This window comes from Flavobacteriales bacterium (genome assembly GCA_021296215.1).
In the GTDB taxonomy this organism is placed as follows: Bacteria; Bacteroidota; Bacteroidia; order Flavobacteriales; family ECT2AJA-044; genus ECT2AJA-044.
Window position 1 is genome coordinate 1 of the sequence record JAGWBA010000023.1, and the last position, 15148, is coordinate 15148.

The window sequence follows — 15148 nt, forward strand, 5'->3', positions numbered from 1 at the left end:
AGAAAATAAATTGTTAAACCCAAAAACTCTGCTAAATTGATTGATAATTTCTGTCCAATTTATAGGGGGTCAATACACGAAGGAGCGGACAAAAAATCCGTACAGAGGTTTTTAAGTGTTGATCCATTAGCACAAAGCGTCATAACGGCCTACGACTTTTTAACGACGTCTACTTACAACTGATTTGCTAAAGGCTAATCTGATCGGAACGAGCTGATCGCGCGGATCGAGACTTAATTGCATCTAGGTCGCATCCCCTTCGAGCGCATAGCGCCACTTATAACACTTATGAAACCGCATTAATTTCTTCCCACACCAGCTCGGACTCAAAGCCCTTCTGCAGCAGGTAATTTGCAATTTTTCGGTTTCGGGTGTAGGTATTCTTATCCTTTACGGACCGAGCTTTTTGCTCTATTAAATCGCGGAGAACATTCATGTATTCATCTTCATCAATCTCTTGGAGTCCGACCGCGATACACTCTACCGATACCCGTTTGGTTTTGAGGCCTTGACGAATTTTGTAGCGGCCCCATTTGTTGGATCGGAATTTTCCGCGGACGAAGGCCTTGGCGTATCGTTCCTCATTGAGAAACCCAGAGGTAATGAGATCGACAAGGAGCTCGTCGCGTTCATCGGGCCGCAGGCCCATACCTTCCATTTTTCGCTCGACTTCGGATTGGCAGCGCTCTTGATAGGCGCAGTAGCGTTCGAGATCGGCCTTGGCGTCGCCGTAAGAACTTGGAGTGGATTCGGGTGTTGACATGATCTAAAGATAGCTACCTTCGTTCGAATGAAAAACCGATCGTCCCTCACCTATTTACTTAGCTCGAACATCGTGTCGGGATTCGCGCAGGGTATTTCGGTTTTGGCCGTGCCTTGGTACTTCCCCGATGTGCTGGAACAATCGAGCCTGTTTGCCATGGTGTATGGCCTGGTCACTTTTCTGAGTCTTTTTTGGAGCCTGTATGCGGGAAGGCTGATCGATCGGTACTCCCGCAAAACTTTATTCCTCTATGCCAATGGGATCGCCGGAACCATTTTGGCCACAGCGGCGATCTACGGCTTTGCTACGGGTGAAATGCCGCCATGGATGATCTTGGGTGTTTTTGGGATGACCACGCTCTTTTTCAACATTCACTATCCGGCCTTGTACGCTTTTGGTCAGGAGATCACTAAGTCGAAGGACTATGGGCGTATCAATAGTTTATTCGAGATCCAGAATCAGGCCACGAAAGTATTCAGTGGGGCTACTGCAGCGGTGTTGATCAGTAGCACGGTGGCTTATGAGGCCATCAATGTATTGGGGTTCGAGGTGACTTTGCCGTATGCGATAGAGGCTTGGAACCTGCATGCCATCTTTGCCTTTGACGCGTTCACCTATTTCTTGGCCATGGCCTTGATCGGTCGCATCAATTACACGCCGACCGAAAGGAAAAAAGTCGAAAGAGGACGGGGTCCTCGATCGACTTTAAGCGGGTTTCCACTATTTCCGTCAACATCCTTTGGTCTTCAAATACAGACTATTCACGCACTCACTCTTCGCCTTCGTTCTCGTCCAAATCCTCGTTGTGCTTACTCAATACGTGAACCAGTGGATGGCTTCGGGGCCCGACCTCTTTGCGAGTGGGCAAGCTTATTACGCCGTTGGGGCATTGACTGCCGGGTTTGCGACACGGCGTATTTTTTACCGAACCAATAACATTGCCTCCGTCATAATACTCATGGCTTTGGCAGGAACGGTTTTCATATACTTGAGTCTCGGCCAGGTGACCCCGCTCTTCTACACCTGCCTCTTTCTTACAGGGATCACCAATGCCAGAACTCGAATCATTCGCGTGACCTTGTCTCTTCAATCAAATTCCCAACCACGTGATCGGTCGAACGAATAGTGTCTTTACGGTCATCAATCTCATCGTGCGCTCAGTGCTCATCGGAGTATTCAGCCTACCCTACTTCATGAGCGGCACAACGGTTCGATTTGCCTATATGTTCGGAGGTTTCTTCGTCTTGGCTTCGGCGTTGTCATTGCTGCTCGACTACAAGAACCTACGCGCATTGAGCGTCGATGAATCAGGCGGTTAACTCCTCGCCTTTGCTATCGAATAAGTGATATTCGAGGTATTTGTACGCGTCGCGCGGTACCACCTTGAATTTCATCTTGTACTGCTTATTCCACTTTTTACGCAGATTTTTCCAACCGAGGGTCAGATAGGCCGCAATAAATGGATGCGCATGTAATTCGTGCACTTTGTCTCCGCGCTTCATCAGAGCGTCGAGGGTCGATTCCATCCGATCGATGATCAGGATCGGGGCTTCGACTTCTCCACCACCGTCGGGATTCGTCTCACGGGTCTTGATGCTCATTTCGGGTCGAACACGTTGGCGCGTGATCTCGACCAAGCCAAATCGACTTGGAGGTAGAATCTTATGCTTGGCACGATCTTCTTCCATCGCATCTTTCAGTCCTTTGTACAGGACCTGACGATTCTCTTTCTTCTGCATGTCGATGAAATCGACCACGATGATTCCTCCCATATCGCGCAAGCGCAATTGTCGGGCGATCTCGTTAGCGGCGATCAGGTTCACCTCGAGCGCGTTTTGCTCTTGGTTTTCCTTACTGTTGCTGCGATTTCCGGAGTTGACATCGATCACGTGCAGCGCCTCGGTGTGTTCCACAATCAGGTAAGCCCCATTACTCATGGATACACTTCGGCCAAAAGCCGCTTTGATCTGACGCTCGATACCAAAGTGCTCGAAAGACGGAATCCGCCCTTGGTACAATTTAACGATGTTCTCCTTCTCTGGCACTATGGTTCCGATGTACTCCTTGATGTCGTTGAACAACTCTTCGTCGTCTACAACGATACTGGAGAACGATTCGTTGAACACATCGCGCAGGATGGCCGTAGCTCTGTCCATTTCGGTCAGAATTCGATACGGAGCTTTTTTGCGAGGCAACAGGCGGTGCATATTCTTCCACCGCTTCACCAAGTCATTCATGTCTTGGTGAAGGTCTGCTACTTTTTTGCCGGTCGCCACCGTTCTAATGATCACTCCAAAGCCCTTTGGGCGTATAGATTCGATCAAACGGCGAAGTCGGTTCCGCTCTTCTTTGTCCGGAATTTTTGAAGAAACCGATATGCGGTCTGAAAAAGGCATCAGAACCAAGTAACGTCCAGCGATCGAAATCTCAGAACTAATACGAGGTCCTTTGGTTGAAATGGGCTCTTTGGCTACCTGAACCAAGACATCCATTCCTTTTTTCAGGACTTCATCGATCTTCCCGTTCTTATTAATGTCTTTTTCGCGCTGAAAATTCTCAAGCGCCCACTTTTGTCGGCCGGTGGCAGTACGCTTCTGATACTTCAGAAGAGAATTCACCTGCGGACCGAGGTCGTGGTAATGAAGAAAGGCATCTTTTTCGTAGCCTACATCGACAAATGCCGCATTGAGGCCGGGAACTGTTTTCTTTACTTTTCCGAGGTAGATATCCCCTACCTGAAATTGGCGTCCTTCTACTTCTTTCTGCAACTCGTGCAGACGTCCGTCTTTAAGCAACGCAATTTGTACATCGGAACCGCTACTGCTATCAATGATCAGTTCGGTACTCACAATAATTAAGTTTTGGCCGGCGAACTTCCACTAGGGAATCGGCCAGATGCTCAAAGCAATAGGGAAAAGGATAAGAAAGAAATTACTTCTTCTTGTGACGATTCTTTTTCAAACGTTTCTTACGCTTGTGGGTCGCCATTTTATGACGTTTACGTTTTTTACCGCTTGGCATAATGCACTGCTTTAAGTCGTTAATAATACTTTTAATTACACCATTGATCCAACACTGCGCGAACCTCGCCTTTGGCTTCGTCGTCGGTACTGAGCTCTAGATAAGCTTCATAGGCCGCTCTCGTTCCCAACGTGTCGCCCAAACTGCGATGTGCATCGCCTAAGAAACGGTAGGCATCCACATTGTTCGGATCTAATTCGACGACCTTTTGGAACCGCTCCGCAGCTTTTTCGTATTGACCCGATTGAATACTGAACAATCCTAGGTAAAACTGCGCTTTTGGGTTGTTCGGGTGCTCCTCTGCGATCTCCCGCAAAGTCATGATCCCTTCCATGGGATTGTCACCTCGAACCTTCTCAATGGCTTCATCGATCAACTCATTGACATCGGCGGTTTCAGAAACCTCCGGTGTCGTTTCATTCAGCACCGAGATCGGTGCTGTATATAAAAGAACGGTGAGTACTACTCCGACCGCGATCAATATGATCGGTCCGGGTTTCCTCATTTCGCTACGCGCACTTTGTTTTTCACCCCTTCCACAAACGTCTTGCTCGGCTTAAAGGCCGGAATGTTGTGGGCTGGAATGATAATGGTGGTATTCTTAGAAATATTACGACCGGTTTTCTCGGCGCGTTCCTTCACGATAAAGCTTCCAAATCCACGGAGGTAAATATTTTCACCGTCTTCCAACGACTCCTTAACCTCGTCCATGAACGCTTCTACAGTGGCTTGTACTTCCAACTTTTCTAATCCTGTCTTCTCAGCTATATTGGCCACAATATCCGCTTTGGTCATCTCACTAAATGTTTTAGAATTGAACGTTCGACATCATTATGTCGTTTTTCAGGCGTGCAAATATACGGCAAAAAACCTATACTGAAAAGGACTATTGCGTTTAATTGTTTCCGCTAACTTTCTATAAGTCAACCGAATTCAAACCTCAATTATGCAATTCTCGGCCATTTTGATCGATTGGTATCGAAAACAACACCGAAGGCTCCCTTGGCGCGAGACTCAAGACGCGTATAAAATTTGGCTTTCGGAGATCATTTTACAGCAAACTCGTGTCGATCAGGGACTTCCATACTACCTCAAATTCGTCGAAACCTACCCCACCATCGAAGAGCTCGCCAACGCGCCGATCGATGATATTCTAAAGCTGTGGCAGGGACTTGGGTACTATTCGCGCACTCGAAACCTGCATAAAGCAGCCCAACAAGTCTTGTCCGAACACAGCGGAAAATTCCCGTCCGACTATAAGGAACTACTCAAACTATCGGGAATTGGACCGTATACAGCCGCCGCCATCGCCAGCTTTGCCTTTCACCTTCCCTACGCCGTGGTCGACGGAAATGTATACCGCGTCCTGAGTAGATACTTTGGTGTGGAATTGCCTATTGATCGGCCTCTCGGCCAGAAGTACTTCGCCGAACTCGCGACAGAAGTCCTCGATGACGATAGGCCCCACCTGCACAATCAGGCCATTATGGAATTCGGCGCCGTTCAATGCACACCCAAAAACCCGGATTGTGCGCAATGTCCATTAAACGAAAGTTGTATGGCGGTAGAACTGAATTCGGTTTCAGACCTTCCCCGAAAGGAGGGGAAAACTAAGGTCAAAGAAATTTGGATGAATTACCTCTTCATCGAAATGGGCGATAAAGTGGCGATCCGCAAACGGGACGACCGAGGCATTTGGCGTGGCCTGTACGATTTTCCCGTGCTGGAAAGCGAAAGGAGCACATCGCGCCACGAGGCGCAAAACCACCCCGACTGGAAAAAGATCCTGAATAACGGAGCCGTAGAAGTGCATTCGGTGACCGACGGAATCAAGCACCGACTGAGCCACAGGCTACTGAATATTCGGTTTTGGCACCTTATTACCGATACCATGCCGCAATTTCCCGGTATCGTGATGGTCGATCGGGAAGAACTTCCGACCTTTGCTGTTCCAATTGTCATTCATCAATGGATGGAGGACCGAGGACTTGCATAGGTTAATTCGGCGAGAATTTTAAATTTGTTAGAAAGCATTTGGGTATGGCAGGTAGTTTGAATAAAGTAATGTTGATCGGGAATCTCGGGGCCGACCCTGAAGTGCGTCATTTCGACGACGGTGGTTCCTTAGCGCGATTGCGCATTGCGACGTCAGAAAGCTATACCAACCGCGAGGGAAATCGAGTCGAAAATACCGAATGGCACACCGTGATCTTGCGTCGCGGACTCGCCGGTGTGGCCGAGAAATACCTCAAAAAAGGAGATAAGGTGTTCATCGAAGGAAGTATACGTACCCGGCAATGGCAAGACGACCAAGGTCAGGATCGATACAACACCGAGATTCGCGCCATCAACATGACCATGTTGGGTGCCCCGGGTCCGGCCAATTCTTCGGATAGCGGTTCATCGAGCTCTGCTCCGACCCCGCCACCATCGAACACCTCCGCTCAGGGTAGTAGCGCAAACCCTTCACCATCCGATTTCGGTGGTGAAGACGACGACGACCTACCCTTCTAATACGAATCAAATTGCCGGCGATTGGATCCTGACCCCGAACCTTTTCTCTTTTTGACCATCCTACTCGAAGCACCTGTAACCCTGGTTGGATACGGAGTTTCTTTGATCGTTCTGCTACTGAGCTCCGCGTTGATCTCGGGTTCGGAAGTGGCGTTCTTTAGTTTGAGTCCGACCGACTTCGCCTCGCTCGAAAAGCGCAAATCGGCCGCCGATGATCTCGTTCTTCGCCTGCTCGACAAACCCAAGTCGCTGCTCGCCACGATATTGATCACCAACAACTTCATCAACATCCTGATCGTGCTGATCTCGACCCTGTTGATGGGTATGCTGTTCCACTTCGGCGATAACGCAATACTCGATTTTGCGGTTAAGGTAGTCGGCATCACCTTCGTACTCCTTTTGTTCGGAGAGGTGCTCCCAAAAGTATACGCCAACCGCAACGCACTGAACTTCAGCAAAACGATGTCGCAACCGCTTTTCGTTTTGTCGAATGTGCTGCGGCCCGTGGCCGGATTCCTCATCGGAACCAGCAACATCATAGAGCGCCGACTTAAACCTTCAGGGCAAAACATCTCCGTAGAAGACCTCAGTACAGCCCTCGAGATCACCTCCGACGAAGAACGCACCGAAGACGACCAACGCCTGCTCGAAGGGATCGTAAAATTCGGATCCATCGAAGTGCGTCAGATCATGAAACCGCGGATGGATATCATTGCGCTCGATACTGAAATGACCTACCCCGAAGTGCTGAAGCTCATACTCGAAAATGGCTACTCACGCCTACCGGCCTTTCAAGAAAACCTCGATCAGGTAAGCGGCATCCTTTATATAAAGGATCTCCTTCGTCATCTGAATGCCAACGACGACTTTAAATGGCCGAACCTCTTGCGACCGCCCTTCTTTGTGCGGGAAAACAAAAAGATCGACGACTTACTAAAAGAGTTCCAAGAGCGTAAAATGCACATGGCCGTGGTGGTCGACGAATACGGTGGCACCTCCGGACTCGTGACCATGGAAGACGTGCTCGAGGAGATCGTGGGCGATATCAGCGATGAGTTCGACGACGAAGACATCATCTACTCCAAGCTCGACGACGATAACTACGTGTTCGAAGGCAAGACCCCGCTGAACGATTTCTACCGCGTACTCGATATCGAGAGAGTTGACTTCGACGAGGTGCGGGGCGATTCGGATACCCTGGCCGGATTCCTACTCGAGATCTCGGGCAAGTTCCCACGCAAGAACGAAGTAATAGATTACCTCCACTATCGTTTCAAGGTGGAAGGCATCGACCACCGCCGCATCAAGCGCATCAAGGTAACGGTGCTCGACCCAGAATCCACCGGGAATGAAGAATAGTATTTTCGCACTGGCCCTGTTGGCCTTCATCGCCTGCAGCAGCGATGATTTCACACCAAAACCCTTTGGCAACGTGCGCATCGAACTGCCCGAGCGATCGTACAAAAGCTTCAACGATACCTTCCCATATCGCTTTGAGTTTCCCGCCTACGGCGAGATGAAAAAGCGGCGCGACTACTGGAGCACAGTGCAGTTGAAGAACTTCAAGTCCGATATCCACCTGACCTACAAACCACTGAACAACAACCTGTACAAGTATCTGGAGGAATCGCGTGAATTGGTGTACAACCACACGAGCAAAGCCGATGGAATCCAGGAAAGGGTATACGAGAATTCAGAGGCGCAAACTTGGGGTGTGCTTTACGAGATCTCCGGCGATGCGGCCTCGCAGCTTCAGTTCGTTATTACCGACAGCACCGATCATTTTCTACGGGGCGCACTATACTTCCGCGCAACGCCGAACTACGACTCTATCAGACCCGTATTCGAATTCCTACGCGAAGACGTTATCCATTTGATGGAGACCACGCGCTGGAACGAACCGTCCTAAGCCATACATAGGCCTGTAAAACGAAGATCAAGAAAGAAAAGACCAAGTGCATGGGCTGCAAAGCACGCGGTAATCCGGCATAGGCCAGTGCTATTCCGGTCGCGACCTCTACAACGATCAAGGCACCCATCCAATACACTTCTTTGATCGGCTCCCACCGCAAATAATTGAGCCCGACCACCACGGCATTCACGGCCAAAACCACGATAGAAAAGCTTCGGTGTACTTTAAAGATGATCGGCAATTGATCGATCCATGTCACCCGATTGAGTCCGCCCAAACTCTTGGCAATGAAATCAATCTCCTCGCGGACTTGCGTGCCCAGTAGGATCTGTATTAAACTGAGTAGTACCGCAACGCCCAGAAAGACCCGGAAATGGCCATCGGCCCGCAAGGGCGAAACCTCGTTTATTCTTCGCAGGCGGCTGAGCAAGGTCAGAAGTAGAGCCACGATAGCCAGGGCACCGAACATGTGCATGGTGATCTGTCCCGGAATCAGGTTTCCGTCGACCACCATTTTCCCGAGCCAGGCTTCGAATCCCAGCAAGACAAGCACGCCGAAGGCCAGTAGCGGAATAACGGGGCTTCGGCGGAGAAACGACAAGCTCAGCACGAAGGTGAGGAATACCGGTATGCCGCTAAAGGCTCCGATGAGCCGATTGATGTATTCGGTCCAGGTATGCGCCGCATTGAAGAGCGCGTAGTTATGGCGGGTATACTTTTGCCACTGCGCCTCGTTGTAGCTTTCGCCCGAGGTAAAGTCGGACTGCGCCACCCAAAGTGCCTCGTTGTGAATGATCATTTGGCCCTTTTCGAAGGAGCGGTCGGGAGCCCATTCGAGGACCGATCGTTCCGTGGGCGGAATCAAATAGCCGAAGCATTTGGGCCAGTCGGGACATCCCATGCCACTACCGGACATACGGACCACACTTCCGGCCACCACCACGAGCATGATGCAGACCAGAGAAATGCGCGCTGTAAAAAAGAGTGCTTTATTCATGATAGGCGGAGCAAATTTATCATTTTTGAGTACCTCTATGAACGGATTTCTCGACCTTCTTGCCGACGAATTACTCGAGCGCCACGGCGATCGCCTAGGCGATGTGCTCGTGGTGCTGCCGAGCCACCGCGCGGCACTGTTTTTGCGCAAGCGGCTCTCGGAGCGAATCGACCGGCCTACCCTGGCTCCGGAGATCATGGCCATAGAGCCGTTTATTACCCGTTGGAGCGGACTCCACACCTTCGACAAGGTGCGCCTCTCGTTCGAGCTGTACGAATGCTACCTCGAGCTGCACGAGGGCGACGACGTGCCCGACACCATCGTTCAGTTCTCCAAATGGGGTCAGATCCTACTGCAAGATTTCAACGAAGTCGACCGATATTTGATTCCGGCCGACGAACTATACCGCTCGCTGGTCGATATCAAGCGCATCGAGATGTGGATGCGCGACGGGGATCCGGAGCCAACACCGCTCATGCAGAAGTTCCTCGATTTCTGGGACACCCTAGGGCCCTTGTACCACGGTTTTCGTGAGCGCCTACTCAACATGAACGGCGCCTACCAAGGAATGCTGTACCGCCACCTGTGCGAGGATCTCGAGGCGGCCGGTAAACGCTGGCCTACCGAATGGAAGGGGCCAGTTTACGTGGCCGGATTCAATGCCATAAACAAGGCCGAAGAAGTGCTTTTCGATTGGCTCGTGAAAGAAAAGGGGGGCCACCTGCGGTGGGATGCAGACCGCTTTTACCTCGATCAACCCAAGCACGAGGCGGGGATGTTCCTGCGTCGATTCTGCAAGAATCCGCGTTTTTTAGAAGAAGGTGAACTCCGATGGACCCACGACCATTGGGCCACCACTCCCAAAAAGATCAACGTATGGGCCACCGCCAAGAATATGGCCCAGGCGCACCACGCGGGAACCCTCTTGAAGAGCCGTTTAAAAAGCGACCCCCAACTCAAGAATACCGCGTTGGTGTTGGCCAATGAAGACATGTTGCTACCTGTACTCAATGCGCTTCCGGCCGAAGTAAAGCACGTGAACTTGACCATGGGTTATCCCATTCGGCACGGTCTCGTGATCGATTTCTTGGAGCAACTTTTACGGCATCAGGAGTCCATCGAAAAAAGTGTCATTGCCGGTAAAGGACAACGCCTGTACCACAGAAACGTAATACGGCTGCTCACTCATCCGCTGTGGAACCTCCTCTACCCCAACGACCCCAGTGCGCGGGTACACCGATTGATCGTTGAGCGAAATCTAATGTTCTTCAGCGATGCGAACCTGCAGAAATGGTGGGGCGAATTCGGTGGGAATTGGAGCGACCGCATGAACCATGTCTTTGCCCCGTGGAGTCAAACATCGCCCACCGAAACACTGCTTCAATGGGCACAAGACGTTCGGGCGGATATACAATTGGTCGATAGCGACCGGGTGACCTGGGAACGCGAGTTCCTCTTCCAAGTGTACAAGGTATTGGTTCAACTGCGCGACCTGAACGAGCGGTTCGGGCGTATCGACAGCATTGCCTCGCTAAGGACCTTTATACGCCCGTTGCTTCAACAGCAGGAGCTGCCGTTTTACGGAGAGCCGCTACAGGGTCTTCAGATCATGGGCATGCTCGAAACTCGTACGCTAGATTTCGAGTGCGTGATGATTTTCTCCGTAAACGAAGAAATCCTGCCCATGGGGACGTCGAGCCAAAGCTTTATACCCTTCGACCTCAAAGCTCATTACGGATTGCCGAGCACAGGAGAAAAGGATGCCATATTCGCCTACCATTTTTACCGATTACTCCAGCGCGCTTCCGAAGTGCACCTCATCCACACTACTCAAACCGACGATTTCGGAAGTGGCGAACGCAGCCGATACATTACTCAGATAGAGCACGAGCTCGCGCACAAATACAAGTCGGTCATAGAATACAACGAAGGGGTGGTATCGACTCCGTTGACCTCTACCGAAGACCCACAGTGGATAATCGACAAATCGCCGGCACTGGTTGAGCGATTGAACGAAATGCTCGATCGAGGACTTAGTCCCAGTGCTTTGAACCGCTACTTGCAAGCACCTCTCGAGTTCTACTTTCAGTACGTATTACGGCTTCGTGAAGCAGAGGAAGTGGAAGAGTCCTTGGAGAGCAGCACCTTCGGAGATGTGGTGCACCACGCCTTGGAACAGCTGTACCTACCCTATGTAGGCAAGGTCATCAGCGAGGAGGTATTGAATGAACTACTGAAAGAGCACGAGCAGCAGGTCGATCGTTCGTGGAACCAAAAATACCGTGGTGGCAATCCGTATTACGGCACTAATTTCCTGGGTATACAAGCCGCCCGCACCTATGTCAAGCGATTCCTCGAATGGGAATTGCAGGTAGTACAGGGTTTGAACAAGAAAAGAGAAGTTTTGACCTTGATCGACTGTGAGCATTTTGCCGAATCGAGCCTGCGCTTACCGAATGGAAAGGAAGTGAAGATCCACGGATACATTGATCGGGTGCATCGCATTGGCGACACCTATTATGTAGTCGACTACAAATCGGGAACGGTAGACAAGAACAGCATAAAGTGGAAGGGCTGGGAGCGCGTACGCGATAACGACAAAACGGAGAAAACGGTTCAGCTTATGGTGTACAGCTGGTTGTGGCATCGTGCCGCAGGCACCCCCCCGGAAAATATTAAAGCGGGCATTTATTGGTTGCGACAGCCCTCGAAGCCCGATCATTTGACCTACGACGATAAAAATAAAAAGGCCCTCACAGAGGAGGACCTTCTTTCGTTCGAAGCGGGGTTGGCAGAAGTGATCTTGGAAATGCTCGATGAGCGGATTCCTTTCGCGAACGCGCCTGACGCCCCTTATCTTATATTCTCGAAGTCGACCGAGTGATCGATCATGCTTCTTTCATTTTACCTTTACCGCACGCTTTGGCGCAGTCGGTCTTAGCGTCTGCAGTTTTGCTACAAGCGGCCTTTTTCTCGGCAGTGCACTCAGATGGGTCGCAAGATTTGCTGCATCCGGACTTCGCTTCGCCATCTGCTTCGCTACCGTCCCATGATGCTAATTTTGCGGTGTAGATACCATCGTGTAATCCGTTGATCACCTCGATGATCTCGTCCTCTGAGATCTCATCGGCATTGTACTCGATCTTGGCCGAGCTGTGGTCGAAATCCACACTGGCGAACTGGACGCCTGCTGTATTACCTAAAGCTTTTTCAATGGTGTTCACGCAACCGTGCGAGCACATAATACCATCTACCGACAATTCAACTGTTGCTGCCGCTACCTCGGCTGAAGCTTCGGTGTTAGCAGTGCTTTCAGCCTCCGTAGTCGATTGCTGTCCACAAGCGGCGAAGACCATTAAACCGGCAGTGATGATTCCGGATAAAATCACCTTTCTGATGTAGCTATAAATTTAAGTTCTGATTCTATTCTCAATTCCGGCCCTTAGGGCCAATTTCTTTATCTAACGATCTTGTAGGCCTCCGTTTCATTCACGGCTTCCACTAGGCGGTCCATTTCAATAGCATCTGCTTCCACGACCGCTTTTCCGCGCTCCCAGCTCACATCGGCTCGCACCACCCCCGGCACTCCTTCCAGCGCCGTTTTCACCGTTCGAGCACAGTGCATGCAGCTCATTCCTTCGATGTCGATATTCAACTCCATCCGAACAAAGTTACACCATAAACGCTAACGGTGTACGTTTATTCTTCAACTTTGCGACCATGCGAAACCGCTTCGATTCCCCGTCCGGACACTGGGCCATTCTCGTCTTGCTCGCCATCATCTGGGGAAGCTCATTCATTCTCATGAAAAAGGGCCTGGCGGTGTACTCATTCGACCAAGTAGGCACCCTGCGCATCTCCTTCGCCTTTGCGTTCATCGCCATACTCGGCATTCGATTCTACAAGCACTTCGAATGGCGCTATGCCCTCCCCCTTTTCCTAGTAGGTACACTTGGTAACGGCATTCCCGCCTTTCTCTTTACCAAGGCCGAAACGCGGCTCGATAGCTCCATCGTCGGCATCCTGAATTCGCTCGTCCCTCTCTTTGTGGTCCTCATCGGCATCATCTGGTTCCGACTGCGCACGACCGCGCTTCAAGTGGCCGGAATACTACTTGGACTGGCCGGAGCCATGATCCTCATGTGGCCCAATGATCGGTTCGATGGCGCCCAGTATTGGCATTACGGATTCTTCGCCGTGGCCGCCACCATTTGTTACGCCATCTCGACTAACCTCATCAAATCGCAGTTGCAAGACATGCGCTCGCTGACCATCACCGTCCTGGCCTTCTCCTTCGTCGGCCCCCTGGCGCTCGCTTACCTTATTACTACCGACTTTTCAACCAAACTTTCGGAGCCGGGCGCCTACGGCGCGATGGGGTACATCGCGATCCTGGGGATCATCGGAACGGCCGTTGCCGTGTGGATCTTCAATGAACTCATAAAGATGACCACACCCATTTTCGCTGCCTCGGTCACCTATTTGATCCCGATCGTAGCGATCCTGTGGGGTGTCATCGACGGAGAACAACTTCTCCCTCGTCACTTCGCCGGAGTGGCCGCAATATTAAGTGGAATCTACTTGGTCAACGGGATTCGGGTGTCCAGACCGTCTCGGCCACTGCAATGATCTCGGCTCGCGTTCGAACCAATTCATCGACACGCTCCTCATTGCGGACCCTGTAGAATCTGAATCGCCATTTCGCCCACCATTTTCGGAATCGCTGACTGTACAGAAATGCGAAGTATCCCGTGATCAAGGCAAAGGGATAGAAATACAAACCCATCCACCACACTCCTGCAATGCCGATGATCAACGCCCAGATGGTCCACCAAACGGTATGCCCCAGCAACCCGAAAAAGAACAATCCCGTCCCTTCGAAATTCTTCGACTTAAAGACTTTGTGCGTCGCCCACTGTCCAAACTTATAGGGTATGATGTTGATCGTAAACCCGATCAAGAACATGGGAAGTGCGATGATGAACAGTAGTAACTCTGCCAATAGCTCCGAAACCGGCCAGGTCTTTCTCGAAAAGACTCCTTGACGCAGCTTCATGCCCGCCACCGCTTCTTCGAATTTCTTCAGCTTTCCTTTTAGTTGGTCGAATTCCTCTTTCCGCTCTCCCTCCTGAGCAACGAAAGTATTGGCAAAGGCCTGATCGTACCCCCAGCGCTCAGTGTAATTTTTCGGACTGATCTTCGCCTTACTCAGCGCCTCAGGCACGTACATTTCACGTAGGTGGTCAATGGTCTCGTTGTAATCGTTCGATGGAATATCCATCATATGAAGCCGCATACGGTCGTGCATGACTGCGATCAGCTTCTTGATCGTCCGCGCTTCGTGTCGATCGTTCTCTTCCCAAATCTCGCGAGCATTGATCGGTTCACCGAAATTCACAATACAGCGTCGGCCCATCTTTGCGTGATCCTCGTAAACGATTCCGGCCGGAACCATATGCAGATCCAAATCGCCGTCCGTCTGGTTCAAGGCCATCATCGCCATTCTAAAAGTCCCCTTTTTAAGCCGTCGCAATCGGCGGTCCATGCTCTGATCACCCTCCGGATAGATCAAGATACGCTGACCGTCTTTCATACAGTCCATGATATCCTGCATGATCTGCTCGTTCTTCGACATATTGGAAATACCATCTTGTGGTCGATAGATCGGAAACATGCGGATATGCGCTAGCATTTTTGCTACAAAGGGAATCTGAAAGGCGCCCGCCCGCGCTATCGAATAAGGCTGATCGCGCATTCGAGTGATCATCATCACGGCATCCACCAGGGCATTCTCGTGATTTGGCATTACGATGAACGGCTTGCCCCAAGGCAGGTTCTTGCGACCGTTCACCTCTACCCGCCAAAAAACACCTAGCCCGGTACCAATCCAAAAATGAAGGAGTCGGTATAAATTGCTCTTTCTATGCTTGCCCATGTACTA

At 50.8% G+C, this 15148-nt stretch carries 16 protein-coding genes; 8 read left to right on the forward strand and 8 right to left on the reverse strand.

Features of this window, described 5'->3' with window-relative positions; translation table 11 throughout:
• Positions 1-286: 286 nt before the first annotated feature.
• On the reverse strand, positions 287-763 hold the full coding sequence (locus tag J4F31_05535) for a RecX family transcriptional regulator (protein ID MCE2496023.1): 477 nt from the start codon (positions 761-763) through the stop codon (positions 287-289).
• 27 nt (positions 764-790) lie between these two features.
• Here J4F31_05535 and J4F31_05540 point away from each other — a divergent pair, with 27 nt between their 5' ends.
• Together J4F31_05540 and J4F31_05545 are read left to right on the forward strand one after the other, a co-directional pair.
• Positions 791-1699 (forward strand): MFS transporter, encoded by a 909-nt coding sequence (locus tag J4F31_05540; protein MCE2496024.1) that lies wholly within the window; start codon positions 791-793, stop codon positions 1697-1699.
• Positions 1700-1869: 170 nt separating this feature from the next.
• Positions 1870-2082: a hypothetical protein gene (locus J4F31_05545; protein MCE2496025.1), complete on the forward strand. Its 213-nt coding sequence runs from the start codon at positions 1870-1872 to the stop codon at positions 2080-2082.
• Here the strand turns inward: J4F31_05545 and J4F31_05550 are convergent.
• The 3 genes from J4F31_05550 to J4F31_05560 all read right to left on the reverse strand — a co-directional run bounded on the left by J4F31_05550 (position 2071) and on the right by J4F31_05560 (position 4579).
• Positions 2071-3612 carry an Rne/Rng family ribonuclease gene (locus J4F31_05550; GenBank protein MCE2496026.1) on the reverse strand — a complete coding sequence of 514 codons (1542 nt, stop codon included), beginning with the start codon at positions 3610-3612 and terminating at the stop codon, positions 2071-2073. The two genes, J4F31_05545 and J4F31_05550, sit on opposite strands and share 12 nt — an antisense overlap.
• A gap of 203 nt (positions 3613-3815) precedes the next feature.
• A complete protein-coding gene (locus J4F31_05555; protein ID MCE2496027.1) occupies positions 3816-4289 on the reverse strand; it encodes a tetratricopeptide repeat protein in 474 nt (157 codons plus the stop codon).
• Entirely contained in the window at positions 4286-4579 is a 294-nt protein-coding gene (locus tag J4F31_05560; protein ID MCE2496028.1) for an integration host factor subunit beta, read from the reverse strand. Before J4F31_05560 ends, J4F31_05555 begins: the two co-directional genes overlap by 4 nt.
• Before the next feature lie 151 nt (positions 4580-4730).
• On the opposite strand from J4F31_05560, the gene mutY reads away from it, so the two are divergent.
• From mutY to gldD, 4 genes are read left to right on the forward strand one after another with little or no spacing between them, the layout of a single operon-like run.
• Positions 4731-5780, forward strand: coding sequence for an A/G-specific adenine glycosylase (gene mutY, locus J4F31_05565; GenBank protein MCE2496029.1), 1050 nt, complete (start codon positions 4731-4733; stop codon positions 5778-5780).
• 44 nt (positions 5781-5824) lie between these two features.
• Positions 5825-6298 (forward strand): single-stranded DNA-binding protein, encoded by a 474-nt coding sequence (gene ssb, locus J4F31_05570; GenBank protein ID MCE2496030.1) that lies wholly within the window; start codon positions 5825-5827, stop codon positions 6296-6298.
• 21 nt (positions 6299-6319) lie between these two features.
• Complete coding sequence (gene gldE, locus J4F31_05575) at positions 6320-7657, forward strand: gliding motility-associated protein GldE (protein MCE2496031.1); 1338 nt, start codon at positions 6320-6322, stop codon at positions 7655-7657.
• Positions 7647-8207 carry a gliding motility lipoprotein GldD gene (gene gldD / locus J4F31_05580; GenBank protein MCE2496032.1) on the forward strand — a complete coding sequence of 187 codons (561 nt, stop codon included), beginning with the start codon at positions 7647-7649 and terminating at the stop codon, positions 8205-8207. Before gldE ends, gldD begins: the two co-directional genes overlap by 11 nt.
• On the opposite strand, the gene J4F31_05585 is transcribed toward gldD, so the two are convergent.
• Positions 8164-9207 carry a COX15/CtaA family protein gene (locus J4F31_05585; protein ID MCE2496033.1) on the reverse strand — a complete coding sequence of 348 codons (1044 nt, stop codon included), beginning with the start codon at positions 9205-9207 and terminating at the stop codon, positions 8164-8166. The two genes, gldD and J4F31_05585, sit on opposite strands and share 44 nt — an antisense overlap.
• Before the next feature lie 25 nt (positions 9208-9232).
• Here J4F31_05585 and J4F31_05590 point away from each other — a divergent pair, with 25 nt between their 5' ends.
• Complete coding sequence (locus J4F31_05590) at positions 9233-12091, forward strand: PD-(D/E)XK nuclease family protein (GenBank protein ID MCE2496034.1); 2859 nt, start codon at positions 9233-9235, stop codon at positions 12089-12091.
• 4 nt (positions 12092-12095) lie between these two features.
• Here the strand turns inward: J4F31_05590 and J4F31_05595 are convergent, their stop codons facing one another.
• Both J4F31_05595 and J4F31_05600 read right to left on the reverse strand, forming a co-directional pair.
• On the reverse strand, positions 12096-12596 hold the full coding sequence (locus J4F31_05595; GenBank protein ID MCE2496035.1) for a heavy-metal-associated domain-containing protein: 501 nt from the start codon (positions 12594-12596) through the stop codon (positions 12096-12098).
• A gap of 68 nt (positions 12597-12664) precedes the next feature.
• A complete protein-coding gene (locus J4F31_05600; protein MCE2496036.1) occupies positions 12665-12868 on the reverse strand; it encodes a cation transporter in 204 nt (67 codons plus the stop codon).
• Between the two features lie 59 nt (positions 12869-12927).
• On the opposite strand from J4F31_05600, the gene J4F31_05605 reads away from it, so the two are divergent.
• Entirely contained in the window at positions 12928-13836 is a 909-nt protein-coding gene (locus tag J4F31_05605) for a DMT family transporter (GenBank protein MCE2496037.1), read from the forward strand.
• Here the strand turns inward: J4F31_05605 and J4F31_05610 are convergent.
• The gene (locus tag J4F31_05610; protein ID MCE2496038.1) at positions 13793-15142 is read right to left on the reverse strand and encodes a 1-acyl-sn-glycerol-3-phosphate acyltransferase; all 1350 of its coding nucleotides are present in this window, start codon (positions 15140-15142) and stop codon (positions 13793-13795) included. The genes J4F31_05605 and J4F31_05610 overlap by 44 nt on opposite strands.
• Positions 15143-15148: the final 6 nt, after the last annotated feature.

Excerpts from the sequence above, each read along its gene's own strand:
- gldD (MCE2496032.1), top strand. The coding sequence starts at position 7,647 with ATGAAGAATAGTATTTTCGCACTGGCCCTGTTGGCCTTCATCGCCTGC.
- ssb (MCE2496030.1), top strand. The coding sequence starts at position 5,825 with ATGGCAGGTAGTTTGAATAAAGTAATGTTGATCGGGAATCTCGGGGCC.
- J4F31_05585 (MCE2496033.1), bottom strand. The coding sequence starts at position 9,207 with ATGAATAAAGCACTCTTTTTTACAGCGCGCATTTCTCTGGTCTGCATC.
- J4F31_05535 (MCE2496023.1), bottom strand. The coding sequence starts at position 763 with ATGTCAACACCCGAATCCACTCCAAGTTCTTACGGCGACGCCAAGGCC.
- J4F31_05560 (MCE2496028.1), bottom strand. The coding sequence starts at position 4,579 with ATGACCAAAGCGGATATTGTGGCCAATATAGCTGAGAAGACAGGATTA.
- J4F31_05610 (MCE2496038.1), bottom strand. The coding sequence starts at position 15,142 with ATGGGCAAGCATAGAAAGAGCAATTTATACCGACTCCTTCATTTTTGG.
- mutY (MCE2496029.1), top strand. The coding sequence starts at position 4,731 with ATGCAATTCTCGGCCATTTTGATCGATTGGTATCGAAAACAACACCGA.
- J4F31_05605 (MCE2496037.1), top strand. The coding sequence starts at position 12,928 with ATGCGAAACCGCTTCGATTCCCCGTCCGGACACTGGGCCATTCTCGTC.
- J4F31_05540 (MCE2496024.1), top strand. The coding sequence starts at position 791 with ATGAAAAACCGATCGTCCCTCACCTATTTACTTAGCTCGAACATCGTG.
- J4F31_05600 (MCE2496036.1), bottom strand. The coding sequence starts at position 12,868 with ATGGAGTTGAATATCGACATCGAAGGAATGAGCTGCATGCACTGTGCT.
- J4F31_05555 (MCE2496027.1), bottom strand. The coding sequence starts at position 4,289 with ATGAGGAAACCCGGACCGATCATATTGATCGCGGTCGGAGTAGTACTC.